16 protein-coding genes are annotated in these 18,389 nt (G+C 77.2%); 4 read left to right on the forward strand and 12 right to left on the reverse strand.

The window, feature by feature from the left end; translation table 11 throughout:
* Nucleotides 1–71 precede the first annotated feature (71 nt).
* Genes SK069_RS11605 through dnaK form a run of 8 tightly spaced genes read right to left on the reverse strand, consistent with a single transcriptional unit; the run spans nucleotide 72 to nucleotide 8,384 of the window.
* Nucleotides 72–1,010, reverse strand: coding sequence for an AAA family ATPase (locus tag SK069_RS11605; RefSeq protein ID WP_319954397.1), 939 nt, complete (start codon nucleotides 1,008–1,010; stop codon nucleotides 72–74).
* Nucleotides 1,007–2,194: a DUF4350 domain-containing protein gene (locus SK069_RS11610; protein ID WP_319954398.1), complete on the reverse strand. Its 1,188-nt coding sequence runs from the start codon at nucleotides 2,192–2,194 to the stop codon at nucleotides 1,007–1,009. Before SK069_RS11610 ends, SK069_RS11605 begins: the two co-directional genes overlap by 4 nt.
* Nucleotides 2,191–2,946, reverse strand: coding sequence for a hypothetical protein (locus tag SK069_RS11615; RefSeq protein ID WP_319954399.1), 756 nt, complete (start codon nucleotides 2,944–2,946; stop codon nucleotides 2,191–2,193). Before SK069_RS11615 ends, SK069_RS11610 begins: the two co-directional genes overlap by 4 nt.
* The gene (locus tag SK069_RS11620) at nucleotides 2,943–4,067 is read right to left on the reverse strand and encodes a hypothetical protein (RefSeq protein WP_319954400.1); all 1,125 of its coding nucleotides are present in this window, start codon (nucleotides 4,065–4,067) and stop codon (nucleotides 2,943–2,945) included. Before SK069_RS11620 ends, SK069_RS11615 begins: the two co-directional genes overlap by 4 nt.
* Complete coding sequence (locus SK069_RS11625; RefSeq protein ID WP_319954401.1) at nucleotides 4,067–4,570, reverse strand: heat shock protein transcriptional repressor HspR; 504 nt, start codon at nucleotides 4,568–4,570, stop codon at nucleotides 4,067–4,069. Before SK069_RS11625 ends, SK069_RS11620 begins: the two co-directional genes overlap by 1 nt.
* A 5-nt stretch (nucleotides 4,571–4,575) precedes the next feature.
* Nucleotides 4,576–5,706: a molecular chaperone DnaJ gene (dnaJ, locus tag SK069_RS11630; RefSeq protein WP_319954402.1), complete on the reverse strand. Its 1,131-nt coding sequence runs from the start codon at nucleotides 5,704–5,706 to the stop codon at nucleotides 4,576–4,578.
* 17 nt (nucleotides 5,707–5,723) lie between these two features.
* On the reverse strand, nucleotides 5,724–6,452 hold the full coding sequence (gene grpE, locus SK069_RS11635) for a nucleotide exchange factor GrpE (protein WP_319954403.1): 729 nt from the start codon (nucleotides 6,450–6,452) through the stop codon (nucleotides 5,724–5,726).
* 30 nt (nucleotides 6,453–6,482) lie between these two features.
* Nucleotides 6,483–8,384: a molecular chaperone DnaK gene (gene dnaK, locus SK069_RS11640; RefSeq protein WP_319954404.1), complete on the reverse strand. Its 1,902-nt coding sequence runs from the start codon at nucleotides 8,382–8,384 to the stop codon at nucleotides 6,483–6,485.
* Between the two features lie 337 nt (nucleotides 8,385–8,721).
* Between dnaK and SK069_RS11645 the strand changes: the two genes are divergently transcribed.
* Nucleotides 8,722–9,795 carry a GGDEF domain-containing protein gene (locus SK069_RS11645; RefSeq protein ID WP_319954405.1) on the forward strand — a complete coding sequence of 358 codons (1,074 nt, stop codon included), beginning with the start codon at nucleotides 8,722–8,724 and terminating at the stop codon, nucleotides 9,793–9,795.
* A 91-nt stretch (nucleotides 9,796–9,886) separates the two neighbouring features.
* Here SK069_RS11645 and SK069_RS11650 read toward each other — a convergent pair whose 3' ends face one another.
* The 3 genes from SK069_RS11650 to SK069_RS11660 all read right to left on the reverse strand — a co-directional run bounded on the left by SK069_RS11650 (nucleotide 9,887) and on the right by SK069_RS11660 (nucleotide 14,510).
* Complete coding sequence (locus tag SK069_RS11650) at nucleotides 9,887–11,365, reverse strand: SDR family NAD(P)-dependent oxidoreductase (protein ID WP_319954406.1); 1,479 nt, start codon at nucleotides 11,363–11,365, stop codon at nucleotides 9,887–9,889.
* Between the two features lie 188 nt (nucleotides 11,366–11,553).
* Entirely contained in the window at nucleotides 11,554–12,429 is an 876-nt protein-coding gene (locus SK069_RS11655) for a carbohydrate kinase family protein (RefSeq protein ID WP_319954407.1), read from the reverse strand.
* Between the two features lie 98 nt (nucleotides 12,430–12,527).
* The gene (locus tag SK069_RS11660) at nucleotides 12,528–14,510 is read right to left on the reverse strand and encodes a hypothetical protein (RefSeq protein WP_319954408.1); all 1,983 of its coding nucleotides are present in this window, start codon (nucleotides 14,508–14,510) and stop codon (nucleotides 12,528–12,530) included.
* 84 nt (nucleotides 14,511–14,594) lie between these two features.
* Here SK069_RS11660 and SK069_RS11665 point away from each other — a divergent pair, with 84 nt between their 5' ends.
* Genes SK069_RS11665 through SK069_RS11675 form a run of 3 tightly spaced genes read left to right on the forward strand, consistent with a single transcriptional unit; the run spans nucleotide 14,595 to nucleotide 16,758 of the window.
* The gene (locus tag SK069_RS11665) at nucleotides 14,595–15,623 is read left to right on the forward strand and encodes a hypothetical protein (RefSeq protein WP_319954409.1); all 1,029 of its coding nucleotides are present in this window, start codon (nucleotides 14,595–14,597) and stop codon (nucleotides 15,621–15,623) included.
* Nucleotides 15,624–15,634: 11 nt separating this feature from the next.
* A complete protein-coding gene (locus SK069_RS11670; protein WP_319954410.1) occupies nucleotides 15,635–16,168 on the forward strand; it encodes a MauE/DoxX family redox-associated membrane protein in 534 nt (177 codons plus the stop codon).
* Entirely contained in the window at nucleotides 16,165–16,758 is a 594-nt protein-coding gene (locus tag SK069_RS11675; protein ID WP_319954411.1) for a hypothetical protein, read from the forward strand. Before SK069_RS11670 ends, SK069_RS11675 begins: the two co-directional genes overlap by 4 nt.
* A gap of 12 nt (nucleotides 16,759–16,770) precedes the next feature.
* On the opposite strand, the gene SK069_RS11680 is transcribed toward SK069_RS11675, so the two are convergent.
* Nucleotides 16,771–18,309: a sulfatase family protein gene (locus SK069_RS11680; protein WP_319954412.1), complete on the reverse strand. Its 1,539-nt coding sequence runs from the start codon at nucleotides 18,307–18,309 to the stop codon at nucleotides 16,771–16,773.
* Between the last annotated feature and the right edge of the window lie 80 nt (nucleotides 18,310–18,389).

Genomic DNA, 18,389 nt, shown 5'->3' on the forward strand with positions numbered 1-18,389 from the left:
GGCGGCCGACGCGGACGGACGGCGCGCGTCCCGCATGGCGGGAGGCCGGTGCCGGATGCGGGCCGCGGTGCTCACGCCGCGCTGGCCGGGACCGGGACGCTGCCGACCGCGGCGGCGACGGCGTCGACGTCGCGCATCCCCTCGAGCTCGGCCTCCGGCGCGAGGACGATCCGGTGCGCGAGGACCGGCTCGGCCGCGGCCCGGACGTCGTCGGGGGTGACGAAGTCGCGGCCGCCGATCCGCGCGTACGCCTGCGCGGCGGCGAGCAGGTGGACGCCGGCGCGGGGGCTCGCGCCGAGGGCGACGCTCGGCAGCGCGCGGGTCGCCCGGACGATCCCGACGACGTACGCGGCGACGTCGGCGTGGACGTACGTCTCGGCGACGGTGGCGCGCGCCGCGAGCAGCGCCGCCGCGTCGGCGACGGGCGCGACGTCCTCGAGCGCCGCGGGGCGCAGGCCGTCGCGCGGCGCGGTGACGAGCTCGCGCTCGGCCGCCTCGTCGGGGTAGCCGACGCGGACCTTCAGGAGGAAGCGGTCCAGCTGGGCCTCCGGCAGCGGGTACGTGCCCTCGTGCTCGACCGGGTTCTGCGTCGCGACGAGCAGGAACGGCTCGGGCAGCGGGTGGCGCTGCCCGTCGACGGAGACGGCGCCCTCCTGCATCGCCTCGAGCAGCGCCGACTGCGTCTTCGGCGGCGTGCGGTTGATCTCGTCCGCGATGAGCAGCTGGCAGAAGACGGGTCCGGGACGGAACACGAGCTCGCCGCCCCGCAGGGCGACCGAGCCGGTGATGTCGGACGGCAGCATGTCCGGGGTCAGCTGGATCCGGTGCACGTCGACGCGCAGCGCGCGGCCGAGCGCGGTCGCCGTGAGGGTCTTCGCGACGCCGGGCGGCCCCTCGAGCAGCACGTGGCCGCCGAGGGTCGCCGCGGCCACGAGCGCGTCGACGGTCGCGTCGGCGTCGCGCACGACCCGTCCGACCTCCGTGCGCAGGGCGGTGACGAGCTCGTTCATGCGGGGTCTCCTGGGGTCCGGGGGTCGGGGTCGGCGAGGGCGCCCGGCGGGGCGCCCGCCGGAGCAGCGGGGTCGGGGGACGGGCGGACGGGCCCGCGGGCGGCGGACTCCAGCGCCGCGAGGGCGCGTCCGGGCGCGACGAGGTCGTCCGGACGACCGACGGCGAGCGCCGCGACCTCCTCGTCGCGCAGCCCGAGGCGTCGTGCCGCGGCGGCGAGCTCCTCCTCGCTCGCGCCGCGCGGCAGCCCGGCGCGCCGACGGACGAGCGCCCGGGCGTGCTGATGGGTCGCCGCCACCGCGATCGTCGGGTCGTCCGTGCGCTCGAGCGCGGCGGCGAGCGCGTCGACGTACGCCGACCGGCGCGGGACGGGGTCGGCGTCCGGGGCCACCGGCGGGCCGAGGCGCCGCCCGCGCGCGAGCAGGCCGGCCACCGCGGCGAGGACGAGCAGCAGCAGGACCGCCTGGGTCCGGTCCCCGAGCCCGCCCCCGTCGGCCCGCGGGCGCAGGGCCACGACGCGCCCGCTCCCGGCGAGCCCGACGGCGAGCGCGGCGTTGTCGGCGCGCGCCAGCGCCCGGTTGGCCAGGACGTCGCGGTCGGCGACGAGCAGGACGCTGCCGGCGCCGTGCCGGAGGCGCACGACGGGGACGGCGACGCCCCCGCCGGCGGCGGGGGCGCGCAGGAGCGGCTGCGCCCGGGACGGCAGCGCGCCGGAGGCCCATGCCGCCCGCGCGTCGACGACGGCGCCGACGGCGCGCGTCTCGGGCGCGCGGGCCGCGCGCGTGGCCCGCGATCCGCGGGCGCTGCGCGTCCGGCCGCGGACGCCGAGGGCACCGGCGAGCCGCGCCGCGTCGCCGCCGACGGCGACCACCCGGGCGCCGTCGCGGATCCCGGCGAGGACCCGCCGCAGCGCCCCGCGGCCCTCCGCGGAGACGAGGTCGTCCTCGGCGAAGAGGTACGTCGTGCGCGGCAGCAGGCGCAGCTCGTCGGTCTCGACGGTCGCGATCCGCACGTCCACGCCCTCGTGGCGCAGGAGCGCGGTCCAGCCGCCGAGACCGCCGGCCGCGCCGCTGCGCAGGCCCCGGGAGGGCTCGGGCTCGTCGCCCTCGAGGCCGGCCGGCACGAGCCAAAGCGCCGCGACGAGCAGGACCATGCCCAGTCCGGCGAGCAGCCCGCGACCGGTCACCGTCCCGGCTCCCGCTCCAGGACCGCCGCCCACCCCTCGCGCGCGGCGGCGCTCTCGGGCGCCTCGATCGGCGCGGCCCCGTAGGCGGCGCGGTCGTGGCCGTCCGCGAGCGCGCGGACCCGCTCGTCGCCGAGCGCGCGGGCGACCGAGCCGGACGTGTCGGGTCCCGGCCCGCGCAGGCGACCGCGCTCGCGCAGGCGCAGGACCCCCAGGCGGAACCAGAGGACGACGGCGCGCCGGTGCTCGCCCGCCGCCTCGGCCTCGCGCGCGCCCCGCTCGAGCCCGGCGACCGTCTCCGCCGCGGCGACGGCCCCGCGCGCCTCGGCCTCGCGGTCGGTCCGGCGGCGGCGCCACGGCCGCGCGCCGAGCAGCGCCAGCAGCGCGCCGACGACCACGATCAGCAGGAGGAGCCGCCACCAGCCGTTCGGCCCGCCGTCGCCGGCGTCGAGGTCGTCCAGTCGCGGGCGGGTGGTGCCGCCGGTGCGCTCCGGCCGCGGGTCCCCGACGATCTCGCGGGCGGTCTCGCGCAGCTCGTCGGCGCGCCGGCGCTCGCCGGCGTCCAGCGGGACGGCGCCGTCGGCGGCCTGCGCGAGGACCGCGACCCCGGACGCCGACGCGGCGCCGACCGGCGCCGCGGACAGGCCGCAGGCGAGGAGCAGGACGACGAGGACCGCGGCGGCCCGTGACCCGCGCCGGACGGGGCGGGCGCGCGGGGCGGGCCCCGCAGCCGTCGTCCCGCCCCCGCCGCTCACGGTGCGTCGGGGCGCCGCCAGCGGCCGTCGGGGTCCTCGCCGGCACGCTCGGCGGCTGGATCCCCCGCGTCGCCCGGACCGGCGAGGGGTGGTGCCGCGGGTGCCGCGCGGGGTGGACCGGACCCGAACGGACCCGGATCCTCGGGGCGCCGCCCCATCCGCTCGGCGGCCGCGAAGAGCCCCCGCGCGTCGGGGCCGGCGAGGGCCCGGTGGGCGACGACCACCGGCGCGATCGCCAGCGCGGTCACGAGCAGGCCGCCGGCGGCGCTGACGACCTCGGTGAGGATCGTCGGTCCGAGGTTCGCGTTCTGGTCCAGCGCGAACGTCCCGGCCGACACGAGCCCGACGACGATGAGGAGCGCCCCGGCGATCACCGCGACGATCACCCAGAGCAGCAGGAGCATCCCCAGCAGGGGCCAGAACTGGCCGCGCGTGAGCTCCCAGCTGCGCCGGAACGGCCGCAAGCCGACGCCGAGGCCCTCCGCCTGCTGGACCGGCAGCCAGAGCACGAGCCGGACGGCCGCCGCCACGACGAGCGCGACGACGCCGAGGCCGAGCAGGAGCGCCAGCGGCGCCGCGGCGGCGGCGGACGCGGCGACGACGCCGACGAGGACGGCGAGCGCCACGAGCCCGAGGATCGTCGCCAGCAGGGCCGTCCCGAACGCCCGCGGGGCGCCGCGCAGCCCGCCGCGGACGGCGTCGCGCACCGCGAGCGGCTCCTCGTCGGCGAGGTCCGCCTGCACCGCCCGGACGAGGGCGACGACCGCCGCCCAGCCGAGCCACAGACTGAGCAGGACGCGGAGGCCGAGCGTGACGCCGAAGATCGTCCACTGGCCGTCGGAGTACTCCGGGACCTCGCGCACGACGAGGTTGCTGTCGCCCCAGACCGTCGACTGGCGCACGGTCTCCAGCGACGTGCCGTGGCTGCCGATGAGGAGCTCCGCCAGCAGCGCGATCACGACCCCGGCGGCGATGTCGATCGCGAAGAGGACGAGCAGCGGCAGGAGCGTCGCGCGCGGGCGCCGCCGCACGAGCGCGAGGCCCGCGTCGATCGTGGGGCCCGCCGGCAGCGCCGGCCGGCCGGCCGCGGGCGCGGCCGCCGCGGCGGTGTCGGTCGCCATCAGTCGGGGTCCCGCTCGATCCGGATCCGGCGGCCCTGCGGCTCGACCCGGACGATGTCGGTGGTGCGGCCGCGGTAGGGCACGATCTCGTTGCGGGCCCGCAGCTTGTCGATCTCCGCCTGCATCTCGGCCCGCAGCTGCTCGCGCATGACGACCGTCTCGGCCTGCAGGCGCTCGAGCTTCGCCGTCGCCTCCTCGTAGCGGCGCTTCTCGTGCTCGAGCTCGAGCTCGAGCTCGAGGACCCGCTCGACGCCGGCGAGGTTCAGGCCCAGCTCGTTCGTCATCTGCTGGATCCGGCGCAGCCGCTCGACGTCGGCGTGCGAGTACAGGCGGGTGCCCTTCGGCGAGCGCTTCGGCTCGATGAGCCCTCGCGACTCGTACATCCGCAGGGTCTGCGGGTGCATGTCGGCGAGCTCGGCGGCGACCGAGATCATGAACACGCCGCGATCGGCGTCGACCTCGATCGTGATGTTGCTGCGGGTCCGCCGCCGTGGATCGCCCATCGCGATCAGCCCTCCTCGAAGAGCCGCTCCCGGCCCGCGGCCGGGAAGAGGTCGGCGAGGTGGTCGACCGCCTCGCGCTGCTCGTCGCTGCGCGGCTCGGGCACCTCGATGACGAACCGGTAGCGGATGTCCCCGCGCCCGCCGCCGCCGAGCCGCGGCGGCCCCTCGCCGCGCAGCCGCTGGACGGTGCCGTGCTTCGTCCCCGGCGCGACGCGGAGCTTCTTACGCCCGTCGAGGGTCGGGACCTCGACGTCGGCGCCGCGGACCGCCTCGGCGATCGACAGCGGGACCGTGACCTCGATGTCGTCGCCGTGGCGCTGGAAGACGTCGGAGGCGCGCACGTGGGTGATGACGAAGAGGTCGCCGGGCTGGCCGCCGTTGCGACCGGCCTGGCCCTTGCCGGCGAGCCGCACGCGCGAGCCCTCGCGGACCCCCGGGGGGATGTTCACGCGGTAGCGCTTCGTCGTGTGGACGGCGCCCTCGCCGCTGCAGGTCGGGCAGGGGGTCTCGATGACGGTCCCCGAGCCGTGGCAGCGCGCGCACGGCTGGCTGATCGAGAACAGCCCCTGACCCTGCGCCTCGACGCCGCGGCCCTGGCAGCGCGGGCAGACGATCGGGCTCGTGCCCGGCTTGGCGCCCGTGCCGGCGCAGGTCGTGCACGGCGTCGTCGTGCGGACGCTCAGCGGCACCTGCGCCCCGTCCATCGCCTGCCGGAACGAGAGGGTGACCTCCGCCTCGAGGTCCTTGCCGCGCTGGACGTTCGCGCGTCGGCTGCGCGCCTGCCCGGCGCCCGGTCCCCCGCGCCCCGTGACGTTGCCGAAGACCGAGGAGAGGATGTCCCCGATCCCGCTGTCGCCGAAGTCGAACCCGGCTCCACCGGTCGAGAAGGCGCCCCCGAGGCCCCCGAACGAGCGCGCGCGGTCGTACTCCTTGCGCTTCTCGGCGTCGGAGAGGATGTCGTGCGCGGCGGAGACCTGCTTGAACCGCTCCTCGGCCGCCGTGTCCCCCGGGTTGCGGTCCGGGTGGTACTCGCGGGCGAGCTTGCGGTACGCCTTCTTGATCTCGTCCGGCGTCGCCTTCTTGTCGACGCCGAGGACCGCGTACAGATCGGGGGTGTTGTCCTGACGGGTGGCCATTCGCGGGTGGTCCGGGGTCAGCCGGCGACGACGACCTTCGCCGGACGCAGCACGTCGTCGCGCAGACGGTACCCCTGCTGGTAGACGACCATCACGGTCCCCGGCAGGGTGCCCTCGGGCGCCGGCTGCTGGGTGAGCGCCTCGTGGAACCGCGGGTCGAACTGCTCGCCGGTCGGGTCGAACGCCGCGATGCCGACCGACGCGAGCGCGGCGTGCAGCTCGCGGTGGACGATCCGCAGGCCCTCGACGGTCTGGGCGTCGGCCGCCGGAGCGCTGCCGTCCGCGGGCGCCTCGGCGAGGTGCGCCAGCGCCCGGTCGAGGTTGTCCAGCGCCGGGAGCAGCTCGCGGGCGAGCCGGCCGACGCCGCGCTGCTCGCCCGCCGCGACGTCGCGGCGGGCGCGCTTGCGCACGTTGTCGAGCTCGGCGACCGACCGCACGTAGCGGTCCTTCCAGTCGGGCTCCTCCTCGGCCGGGGCCTCGTCGTCGCCCTCCGCGGTCGCCTCGGCATCGACCTCGTCGGTCGCCGCCGGCCGCGCGCCCGCGGGGTCCCCCGGGGCGTCGGCGCCCTCGGGATCGACGGCGCCGTCGGCCGGCGCGCCGGTCGCCGCGCCCTCGCGCGGCGGCTGGCCCGCCGGGCGGTCGGTCGCCACGCCCTCGGTGCGGGCCTGCGCGAACTCGCTCGCGTCGGTGGGCGGGCCGTCGCCGGCCGGGGTGGCCCCGGCCGGGTCCTGGGACTGGTCGCTCATCGTGCTGCTCCTGGCGCGGTCGATCGGGGGCTACTTCTCGTCGACGACCTCGGCGTCGACGACGTCCTCCTCCTCGGAGGACGGGCCGCCGGCACCGGCGCCGTCGGGACCCTGACCGGCGGCCGCCTGCTCCTGCGCCCGCTGGTAGAGCTGCTCGGAGACCTTGTGGAAGGCCTGCTCGAGCGCCTCGCGCTTCGCCGTGATCTCGGCGGCGTCGTCGCCCTCGAGGGCCTCGCGGACGCCCTTGACGGCCTCCTCGATCTCCTTGCGGGAGCCCTCGTCGACCTGGTCGCCGAGGTCGGCGAGCTGCTTGTCGGCCTGGTAGGCGGCCTGCTCGGCGACGTTGCGGGCCTCGGCCAGCTCGCGCGCCTTGCGGTCCTCCTCGGCGTGGGACTCGGCGTCGGAGACCATCTGCTGGATCTCCTCGTCCGAGAGGCCGCCGCCGGCCTTGATCTCGATCTTCTGCTCCTTGCCGGTGCCGAGGTCCTTGGCGGACACGTTGAGGATGCCGTTCGCGTCGATGTCGAACGTCACCTCGATCTGCGGCACGCCGCGCGGCGCGGGCGGAATCCCCGTCAGCTGGAACTTGCCGAGCGACTTGTTGTAGCTCGCCATCTCGCGCTCGCCCTGGAGCACGTGGATCTCGACGGACGGCTGGTTGTCGTCGGCGGTCGAGAAGATCTCGCTCTTCCGCGTCGGGATCGTCGTGTTGCGCTCGATGAGCTTCGTCATGACGCCGCCCTTGGTCTCGATGCCGACCGTGAGCGGGGTGACGTCGAGCAGCAGGACGTCCTTGACGTCGCCGGCGAGCACGCCGGCCTGGACGGCGGCGCCGATCGCGACGACCTCGTCCGGGTTGACGCCGCGGTGCGGGTCCTTGCCCGTGAGCTCCTTGACCTTCTCCTGGACGGCCGGCATGCGGGTCATGCCGCCGACGAGGACGACGTGGTCGATCGCCGACGCGCCCTTGTCCTTCGCGTCGTCGAGCGCCTGGCGCACCGGGGCGACGAGGCGATCGAGGAGGCCGGAGGCGAGCTCGGTGAGCTTCGCGCGGGTGAGCCGGACGTCGAGGTGCTTCGGACCGGACGCGTCGGCCGTGATGAAGGGCAGGTTGATCTGCGTCTCCTGCGCGGAGGAGAGCTCGATCTTCGCCTTCTCGGCGGCCTCGAACAGGCGCTGGAGCGCCATCGGGTCGGCCTTCAGGTCGATCGCCTGGTCCTTCTTGAACTCGCCGGCGAGCCAGTCGACGATCGCCTTGTCGAAGTTGTCGCCGCCGAGGTGGTTGTCGCCCGCGGTCGACTTCACCTCGAAGACGCCGTCGCCGATCTCCAGCACCGACACGTCGAACGTGCCGCCGCCGAGGTCGAAGACGAGGATCGTCTGGTCGGTCTCCTTGTCGAGGCCGTAGGCGAGCGACGCGGCGGTCGGCTCGTTGATGATCCGCTTGACGTCGAGGCCGGCGATCTTGCCGGCGTCCTTCGTCGCCTGGCGCTGATCGTCGTTGAAGTACGCCGGGACGGTGATGACCGCGCCGTCGACGGACTCGCCGAGGTACGCCTCGGCGTCGGCCTTGAGCTTCGCGAGCGTGATCGCGGAGACCTCCGGCGGGCTGTACTGCTTGCCCTCGGCCTCGATCCGCGCGTCGCCGTTCGGGCCCGCGACGACCTTGTACGGGACGATCGACTCCTCCTCGCGGACCTCCGCCTCCTTGCGGCCCATGAAGCGCTTGACGGAGGAGATGGTGTTCGTCGGGTTCGTGACCGCCTGGCGCTTGGCGACCGCGCCGACGAGCCGCTCGCCCTTGGCGAACGCGACGACGGACGGCGTCGTGCGACCGCCCTCCGCGTTCTCGATGACCGTCGGCTCTCCACCTTCGAGAACCGCCATGCACGAGTTCGTCGTGCCCAGGTCGATGCCGATGATCTTGCCCATCGGGGGCTCCTCTCACAGTCTGGTCCGGGATGTCCAGCCGCGACGCGATCGACGGGGGATCGGGGCCGCGAGACCGGGGAGCCTACCGCTGCTCGGCCGAAGCTGGATAAATCTCAGTGGCTTTATAGCAGATCATGTTGCGACGCTCGAGTGAGGACGCGCACGGCCGGGCCGCCGGAACCCTGACGGGAAGGGGATGCTCGGCGCAGGAGAGGACATCGGTCCACTGCCCGTCCGGCGGCGTCCGGAATCCCGCACGGGCGCCGGACGGCCGACCATGGGCCGATCCTCGCGCGCGAAGCTCAAGCCCGCGCGCCGCACGCCGATCGGACGGGCGATGGCCCACCCTGACGCGCCCCCGCCGCTGCCCGAGCTGCTGTCGCCGCGCTCGGCGACGCTGCCGCCGGCCTACGCCTCGTTCGAGGAGGCGGTGAACAGCGTCCTCGAGGTGCTGCTGGCGACCGCCACGATGACCCGCTGGGCCGTCTTCTACGAAGACCGCGAGCGCGACACGCAGCTGACGATCGCCACCGTCGGCCGGCGGGCGCCGGAGGTCGACGCCGGCGACGTGCTGCCGTGGTCCGACAGCCTCTGCCGCCGGCTCGAGCTCGGCGCGCCCTGCATCGTCCCCGACACGACCGTCGACCCGTCCTACCTCGACGTCCCGCTCGTCGAGGACGGCCACGTCGCCGCCTACGCCGCGTGCGGGATCGCGACGGGCGACGGGCACGTGTTCGGCACGCTCGCCGGCTTCTCCCCGCGGGCCCAGGACGTCCGGCTGTGGGAGGTCGAGCCGATCCTGACGCTCAGCGCGCGGCTGCTGTCCACCGTCCTGACCCAGCGCCGCCACGCCGAGGGCGCCGGCGCCCTGATCCAGGCGCTCGACCGCGGAGCGCTGCGCGACCCGCTCACCGGCCTCGGCAGCCGGCAGCGGTGGGACGCCGCCCTCGCCGAGCACGAGACCCACGACCGGATCGGCGCGGTGGCCGTCGAGCTCGACGACCTCGACGCGATCGCCGGCCGCGCCGGGGACGCCGCCCGCGAGCGGCTCGTGCGCCGCGCCGCCCACGCCGTCCTGCGCAGCGTGCGCCCCGACGACGTGGCGTGCCGGATCGCCGACGGCGCCTACGCCGTGCTGCTGCCGCACTGCAGCGCCGAGGACGCCGTGTCCGTCGGCGAGCGGATCCGCGCGGCGCTCGTGGCCGCCGACATCTCGGCGTCGGTGGGCTCGGCGTCGCGCTGGCGCGGCGAGCCGCTGCCGCGGGTGCTCGAGCGGGCCGGGCGCTCGATGGCCGCCGAGCGCGCGCTGCGCGACCGGCGCGACCAGATCGATCCGTTCGTCCCCGACGCGAGCACCGTCGGCCACCAGCGGCACGCGCGCGGCCCGCGCCGCCGCAGCAGCGACGGCTGACGCCGCACGCGGCAACGACCTCGCGGCGCCGCGGCCGCCGCCCCGCGGGCGGGGCGGGACCGGGCGGGGGGCGAGCGCCGCGACGCGCCGCCTACCAGGGGAAGCGCTCGTAGTCCTTGAGGAAGCAGCCGTGCAGGTCCTCGCCGGCCTCCCCGCGCACGATCGGGTCGTAGACCCGGGCGGCGCCGTCGACGAGGTCCAGCGGCGCGTGGAAGCCGATCTCGGCCATCCGCTGCTTCTGCGTGTGCGGCCGCTCGTCGGTGATCCAGCCCGTGTCGACGGCGGTCATGAGGATGCCGTCGGTGTCGAGCATCTCCTTCGCGCTCGTGCGCGTGAGCATGTTCAGCGCCGCCTTGGCCATGTTCGTGTGCGGATGGTGCGGCGCCTTGTAGCCGCGACCGAACTGGCCCTCCATCGCCGAGACGTTCACGACGTACGTCCGTCGCGCCGGCGACGCCGCCATCGCCGCGCGCAGGCGCGAGACGAGGATGAACGGCGCGGTCTGGTTGCAGAGCTGGACCTCGAGCAGCTCGAGCGGGTCGACCTCGTCGACCGTCTGCACCCAGGTGTTCGTGCTGACGAGGTCGGGCACGAGGCCGCCGGCGTCGATCGCGCGGCCGACCTCGACCTGGTCGAAGGTCGCCGAGCGCGCGGTGAGCGCCATCGACGCCAGGACGTCCGGGGTCGGCGACCAGTGCTCGGCGTCGGGCTCGGGCAGCGCCGCGACCTGCCGCTCCTCCGCCGCGCGCCCGAGCGTGAGGATCTCCGGGAGCGGACCGCTGGGCAGCGGCGCCTGCTCGGCGCGCACGAGCGGGGCGTACGCGTCGGCGGAGCGGCGCACGGTCTGCGCCGCGTTGTTCACGAGGATGTCGAGGTGCCCGCGCGCGCGGATCTCGTCGGTCAGCGCGACGACCTGCGCCGGGTCGCGGAGGTCGATGCCGACGATCCGCAGCCGGTGCAGCCAGTCGGCGCTGTCGGGCAGCTCGGCGAAGCGGCGCGCCGCGTCGCGCGGGAACCGCGTGGTGATCGTGAGGTCCGCGCCGTCGCGCAGCAGCCGCAGGGCGATGTACATCCCGATCTTCGCGCGGCCGCCGGTGAGCAGCGCGCGGCGTCCGGTGAGGTCGGTGCGGGCGTCGCGCTTGGCGTGGTGCTTCGCCGCGCAGGGCGGGCAGAGCTGGTGGTAGAAGGCGTCGACGTCGACGAAGTGCTCCTTGCAGACGTAGCAGGAGCGCGACCGCAGGAGCCGTCCCGCGGTGGCGCCCTTCGCCTCGGAGACGAGCGGGATGCCCGCCGTCTCGTCGTCGATCCGGCCCGGCGCCGCGGTGGCCGTCCGGGCGTCGACGGCGTCGTCGTTGGCGCGGATCGCGTCGATCCGCTCGCGGCGGCGGCGGGTGCGGACCGTCTTGTAGATCTTCGCCGTCGCCCGCTGCACGGCGAGCGCGTCCGGATGGTCGACGGGCAGCTGCTCGACCTGGGCGAGGACGGCGAGCGTCGTGGCGAGGGCGTCGGGGTCGACGCCGGTGGCCACCGGCGTCGTGGTCTGGTCGTGCTCGTCGGGGCGCGTGGTCATGCGGGCGAGGGGCGGCGGTTCGGGTCGCCGTGCGGGCGCACGGCGACGGTCGCGGGCCCGCGACGATCCGGGGATCGCGCGTGCACGGGCGGCGACGCGACGACCGAGGGTACGCGACCCGCGCACGGGTCGGCGCGACACCGGACGGACCGCGGCCCCTCCGGCGCCGCGTGCGGGGCGGTCGCCGTTCAGCCGGCGGCCGCGGCGACGGCGTCCGCCAGGCCCGCGGCGACCGCCGCCGGGTACCAGCCCGAGAGCTCGAGCGCGGCGAGCAGCGCGCCGGCGAACGCCGCGTCGTCGCCGGGCCCGCGCGCGTCGGGGCCGGCGCCCGCCACGGCGGTGCCCACCCCGCTGCCGCGCACCACGGCGCCGTGGTGGTCGCCGACGGCCGCCAGCGCGGCCCCGCGGTCGACGAGCACCTGCGCCGCGGCGGCGGGATCGGCCGTCCCGGTGACGCGCTGCGCGTCGGCCGGGCGGGCGATGACGAGCGCCGCGCCCGTCACGAGCGCGTCGGCGGCGTCGCGGGCGGCCTCGCGGGTGACGAAGCGGTCGGGCGCGACGTCGAGCGCGACGACGATCGACCGCCCCTGGTCGCGTGCGCGGCGCAGCGCGCCCGCCGCGACCTGCCGCTCGCGCGAGTCGTCGGCCAGGGCCCAGGTCGCGGCGGAGACGTAGACGCCGTCGCAGGCGTCGACGGCCTCCGCGATCCGCGGGCGCACGGCGTCCATCACGAGGTCGAGCGACTGGTCGTAGAGGTCGACGTGCGCGTCGCCGGCGGGATCGGTCGTGCGGAACGCCACGGGCGTGCGCTCGCCGGCGACCTGGCGGAACCACGTCAGGTCGACGCGCTCCTCCTCGAGCCGCTCGCGCAGCCAGCCGCCCCACTCGTCGTCGCCGACGCCGCCGGCCAGCGCGACGCGCGCGCCCCGGCTGGCCGCGGCGACGGCGGTCCGGGCGACGGTGCCGCCGAACCGCGGCGCGAAGGACGGCGCGTCGGCCAGCCGCGCCACGGGCTCGTCGCAGACGAGGTCGACGAGCGCCTCGCCGAGCATCAGGGTCGTCACGCGCCGAACGGTACTGGCCCGCGCGCGATCGCCCCAGTCGCCGCGACGCGCCGGAGGCGCGGGTGCGGCCGCCGGGCGCCGGCCGCGGTGGGACCGCCTCAGCCGGGCGGGCGCAGGCGGATCACCTGCTCGCGACCGGCCGCCGCGGTCCAGGTCACGCGATCGGCCCAGAGGTCGGCGTGCCAGGCCGAGTGCAGCGCGCTCCCGAAGGACCGCACGCGCGCACCGGCGGGCAGGCTCCACGTCGCGCCCGCCTCGGCGCGCAGGACGGGGCGCGCGCCGCCCGCGAGGGGCCCGCGGGCGCGCCGGGTGCGGACCGGGAGGAGGCTCCATCGGCCGGCGCGCGCCGCGCGCACGGCGATCCGGACCGCGCCGTCGCGGATCGCGATCGACCAGGTCACCGGCGTCGTGCCGCCGTCCGCCGTGGGCGCGGTGCCCGTCATCGCGACCCCGCCGGCGATCGAGCGCGACGCGGCGATCGTCGGCTCGCCGAGCGGGCGGCCGGCGGCGTCGACCGGCAGCGGTCCGAGCGCCAGCCGCGACGCCGGCGGCCGCGCGGCGCCGTGGATCTCCTGCAGCGGGCGCTGCGGGGTGAGCTCGACCCAGCGCCCCGCGTCGTCGCGCCACGCGACCTTCAGCAGCCCCCACCCGTACCGCGGGTCGACCGGGTGGGTCGACCGCTGGTGGATCGCGATCCACAGCCGCCCGCGCCGCACGACGGTGAGGTTCGTCCCGGCGCTGGCGCCGTCGACGAAGCGCAGGTCCGCGCTGCGTCGCGCCGGGGTCCGCCGGCCCGGGAGGTCGGGGGCGAGGCCGGCCGCCCGGTCGGCGGCGATGCCGAGCCAGAGGAGCGCGAGGCCGTTGTAGACGAGGTGCGAGGCGTAGCGATCGACGCCGCGGTAGTCGCTGCGCGGCTCCGGCACGACGGCGAGGCCGCCACGCGCGCCCATCTGGCGGTGGCGCTGCTCCAGCACGCCGAGGCTCGCGTCGGCGAGTCCCACGAGCTCCCCGGCGAGGCGGCGGTGCGTGCGCTGGATCGCGTGGGCCGCCGCGACGGCGCCCGCGAGGGTCGCGGCCTGCACCCAGGCCTGCGCCTGCCCGCGCCCGAGGTACGTCAGGTCCCCGTCGGGGGCGGCGAGGCCCAGGGAGGTGGTCGCGAGCCGGACGAGCGCGTCCTGGGCCCGGCCCCGCGCGGCGCCCTCCAGCCGGCTCGCCGCCCGCGCCCACATCGCGAGGCTCAGGGCGTGGTAGGCCAGCGGCTGGTTCGGCGGATCGGAGAGGACGCTGAGCCCGGCGCGCCGCTCGCTCCCCGCGCGCCACGCCGCGCGACCGTCGAGCCGCTCGCGCACGCCGTCCAGCACCGCCCGGGCCGACGCCGCGGTCGCGTCCGCGTCGGCCAGCCGGCCGGTGCCGCCCCGCAGCCCGGTGGCCACGAGCTCGAGCCCGGCCGCCGCCTCCACGAGCTTCAGGTTCGAGTAGCAGGTGGGGTCGCGCTGGCAGCCCTGGGCCTTCACGCCGACGACGGGCGGGCCGAGGGCCCGGATCCGCCGCGCGAGGGTCCGGCGCACCGGCGGGGGGAGCACGCTGCGTACCCGCCGGTCGCTCCACAGCAGCGCCATCCCGAGCTGCGCGAAGGCGCCCGGCCGGGGCGCGCCGATCGTCGTGCGGATGGCCGAGGACGCGACCCGGACCGCGGTCGCGCGCCACCGGTCGCCCGCGGGCCGGCGCGCAGCGGTGCGCAGGACGCCGTGAGCGAGCAGGAGCTGGCCGTAGCTCGGCGCGCCGGGCGAGAACCCGCCGCGGGTCGACGGGAACCGCGCGGCCCGCCGGCCGGAGCGCCGCTCCCAGCGCACGGTCGCGTCGACCCACTCGACGCTCAGGCGGTCCGCGAGGCGCCAGGCGCGCGCGGCGACGGCGCCGGACCCGACGGGCGCCGTGTCGCGCAGCGTCGGCACGTCGTCGGTGGCGGGCCGCGTCCGGCTCGGGGCGGCGGCGCGGTCGCCGCGGACGACCACGAGGGCGACGACGACGGCGAGGAGCGCCGCCAGGCAGAGCGGGACCGTGGCGCGGCGGCGCGTCACGGCGGGCAAGGATAGGGAGGGCGGGGCAGGACCCGCGCGACGGCTGGCGCCGGACGGGCGCTGGCGCGGATACGCTCCCTCGCCGTGGAGTTCGACGCGCTCGTGCAACGCCTCGGCGATCGCCTGGCCCGGCCCGGCCGGCGCCGCCAGTTCCTCGGGGCCGTCGGCGGCGGTGCCGTGCTCGTCGGGCTCGCCGGCTGCGGCGACGACGAGCCGCGCGCCTCGACCACCCGGCGCAAGGCCGTCCCGGAGGTCACCGAGCGCACGAAGCGCGAGGGGTTCGTCCGCGTCAGCGGCACGGCGATCCCGAAGGGCGCCTACGGCCAGGACGCGGTGAGCGTCTGCTACGCCCCGCTGCAGATCGTCGCCACCGAGGCCGGCGTCCGGCGGATGGGCCGGACCGGCGTCGCCGTGCGCAAGGGCCCGTCGTTCGACGCCGAGATCACGCTCGACAACCGCGGCAACGAGGTGACGGTGCCGCTCGGGCGCCACATCGCGCAGCAGAGCGTCCGCGAGCACGAGAGCGGCAGCTGCCTGCCCGCCCCGATGCGCGAGCCGATCAACGGGTTCGTCTGGGGGTACCCGGCCGACGACGTGCCGAGCAACAAGTCCGGCTGGATCCCGGTCGAGGTCGACGGGCGGACGTACGCGAAGGACGCGCCGAAGTACCAGGCGCGGCCCGGTCACGACGGCTACGTCTGCGGCCCGGCGAGCAAGGACTTCGACTGCCGCAGCACGAAGTCGCTGCGCGCCTGCGACCACGACGACTGCGGCGGACCGCCGCTCGGCGACCTCCGCTGCCGCACGAAGCCGATGCGGAGGCGGGTCCGCGAGGCCGTCTCGCGTCGCGCGTCGAACTTCGAGGACTTCTACCTGCGCCTGTCGTTCAACTCGACCGCCTTCGGGTGGCTCGAGCCGGGCGACGTCGTCGACGAGCTCTGCCGCCGCAACGCGCCCTCCTACGGGCGCTGCTGCGTGGACTGGAGCTTCGTCGAGGTCGTGCGCAGCGACGCGATGCCGGTCGGCACGCGCGGATGGATCCTCGAGAGCGGTCTCGCGCGGCCGGGGCGCAAGCCGATCGCGCGCACGGGACCGCCGCCCCGCAAGCGCTAGCCTCGGCGGCCGTGGCGACGGCGTCGATCCTCCTGCTCGCGGGCACCTTCGCGCTCGCCGCCGTCGCGAAGCTCCGCGACCGCGCGCCGTTCCGCGCCACGGTCGGGCTCGTCGTGCGCCGGTCGCGCGCGACGACGGCGATCGCGTGGCTCGTCCCCGCGGCGGAGCTCGCGCTCGCCGCCTGGCTGCTGTCCGGCGCGGCCCCGCGCGCGGCGGGGCTCGCCGCGCTCGTCCTGCTCGCCGCGTTCTCCGTGGCGCTCGCCGCCGTCGGCCGGGCGACGCGCGCCGCCGCGGCCGACGCGGTCCTGCCGTGCAACTGCTTCGGCACGGGTGCGGGCGGGGACGTCGCCGACGGGCGCCGGCGCAACCTCGCCCTCGCGCTCGCCGCGGCGGTGCTCGTCGCCTGGCCCCCGGACGGCCGACCGGACGTCGAGCAGGCCCTGGGCGCCGCGACGGTGGCGATCGGCGCCGTCTGCGCGTGGCAGCTCGCGCTCGCCCTCGTCGCCGCGCGGCGCGCGCCGCTGACCGGACGGGCGCTGCGGTGACCGCCGTCTGGATCGCCTCCGCGGTGCTGGCGTGGGTCGTCGTGGCGCTGCTCGTCGCCGTCGTCCTCAGCACGCTGCGCCAGACGGCGGAGCTCCGCGCCCGGGTGGACGACCTGGAGGAGCTGCTGGACGTCGGCGCCGGGGCGGTCCTCGAGCCCGATCCGGCCGCCCACCTCGGCGAGCGGGTGCCGGAGGCCGCCGTGCCGATCCTCGCGCCCGCCGATCTCGAGCCCGCGCGGTCGGTGCTGGCGCTCGGCGCTCCCGGGGAGCCCGCGGTGCTCGTCCTGCACTCGCCGACCTGCGCGTCCTGCGTGGGGCTGGAGGACGCGCTGCGCACCGCGGCCACCGAGGCGCCCGGCGTCCGCTTCGTCAGCGCGCTGGCGCTGCGGCCGGAGGCCGCGGCGGCGCACCGCGCCGCGCACCCGCTGCCAGGCGTCGCGACGGTCGCCGTCGACGACCTGCCCGCCGCGCTGCAGGGCGAGAGCACGCCGGCGCTGCACGGGCTGGACGGGGCCGGCGTGCTGCGGCTCGTCGAGCGCCCCCGCGGCGTGGCGGACCTGCGCGCGGCGGCCGCCGCGCTCGGTACCTGAGCGTCGGCGCGCTCAGGGCAGCCGACGCGCGGGCGCGCGCGGCCCCCGGGCGCAGGCCGGGCCCGAGCACGTCCGCAGCGCCCGCAGCCGCCGGTGCAGCTGCTGCCGACGCCGCTGCGACAGCTCGCCGTAGACGTTGCGCGTCTGGTGCGGGTCGCGGGCGAGGCCGTAGAGCTCGCGCTCGCCCGTGTCGTACTCGACGTACGTCGTCGTCGCCGTGCGCAGCGCGCGGTAGCTCGGCGGCGCGCCGGCGCGCGGGGGCTGGGCGTCGGGATCGCCGGCCGTGCCGCCCCCGCCACGGTGCTCGACGACCGCCGCGTCGCGCCAGTCGCGCGGCGCGCGGCCGCGGAGCACCGGCAGCAGGCTGCGCCCGTCGGTCCGCGGGGCCGTGACGCCGACCCCGGTCATCGCGGCGAACGTCGGCGCCAGGTCGACGTGCGAGGTCAGCGCGTCCACGGCCGAGCCCGGCGCGATGCCCGGGCCCGCGACGACCATCGGCACCCGGATGTCGCTGTCGAACGGCGTCGTCTTGCCCGAGAGGAGCCGGTGCTGGCCCATGTGCAGCCCGTTGTCGGAGGTGAAGACGACGTACGTGCGATCCGCCACGCCGAGGTCGGCGAGCCGCGCCCGCAGGCGCTGCAGCAGCCGGTCGACCGCCTGGACCGCCCGGGCGCGCCGGCGGAACTTGCGGTCGATCGTGTGGACGTTGCGCGCCGTCAGCCGCGGCAGGTCGCGCAGCCAGCGCGGAGCGTCGCGGTTCTCGACGCCGAACGCCGGGCCCCGGGGCGCACGGGCGCGGGGGAACCGGTGCCGGTCGCGCGGCGCCGGCACGAACGGCGCGTGCGGAGCGTAGGTCGACACGGTCAGCAGGAAGGGCCGCCCGGCCTGCACCGACGAGGTGACGAAGCGGTCGCCCTCCTCGGCCAGGACGTCGGTGACGTAGTCGGCCGGTCGCGACCCGTGGCGCACGACCTGCCCGTCGACGTTCAGCGCGTAGTCGAAGCCGCGGTAGCCGTTGCCGCCGCCGACCCACCGGGTCCAGCCGGGCGGCGGGTCGTCGCGCGTGGGGTCGTAGCGGTTAAGGTACTTGCCCATGAGCGCCGTGCGGTAGCCGGCGGCCTCGATCGACGGGGCGAACGTCCGCGCCTCGAGCCCGCGCTCGCGGAAGGCCGTGTATCCGCCGTCGGCACCGGTGTTGCGGAAGATCCCCGAGCTGTGCGGCAGGAGGCCGGTGAGGATCGTCGCGCGCGACGGGCAACAGAGCGAGTTCGTCACGACGTGGCGCAGGAGCGTCGCGCCGTCGCGCCGCAGCGCGCGGACCCCGGGCATGAACCGCAGGAGGTCGTTCGAGAGGTCGTCGGCGAGGACGAACACGACGTTCGGTCGCGCGTCGGGGGGCGCAGGCGCGGAGTCCGTCGACCCCGGAGCGGGCGACGCGGCGTCGGGACCGGGCGACGGCGCGGGCAGCGTGCCGCCGAGGGCGCTGCCCAGACCGGCGGCGGCCGGCGCCGCCGCGCGGCCCGGCGCGGCGAGGCCGAGGGCGAGGAGCACCGCGGCGAGGAGCGGGAGGACTGGGCGAGGGAGCGGGCGGAGCACGGCGAGCACGGGAGACGGCGACGGCGACGGCGACG

Origin of the sequence: Patulibacter brassicae, from assembly GCF_033949425.1 — a bacterium.
Taxonomy (GTDB): Bacteria; Actinomycetota; Thermoleophilia; order Solirubrobacterales; family Solirubrobacteraceae; genus Patulibacter; species Patulibacter brassicae.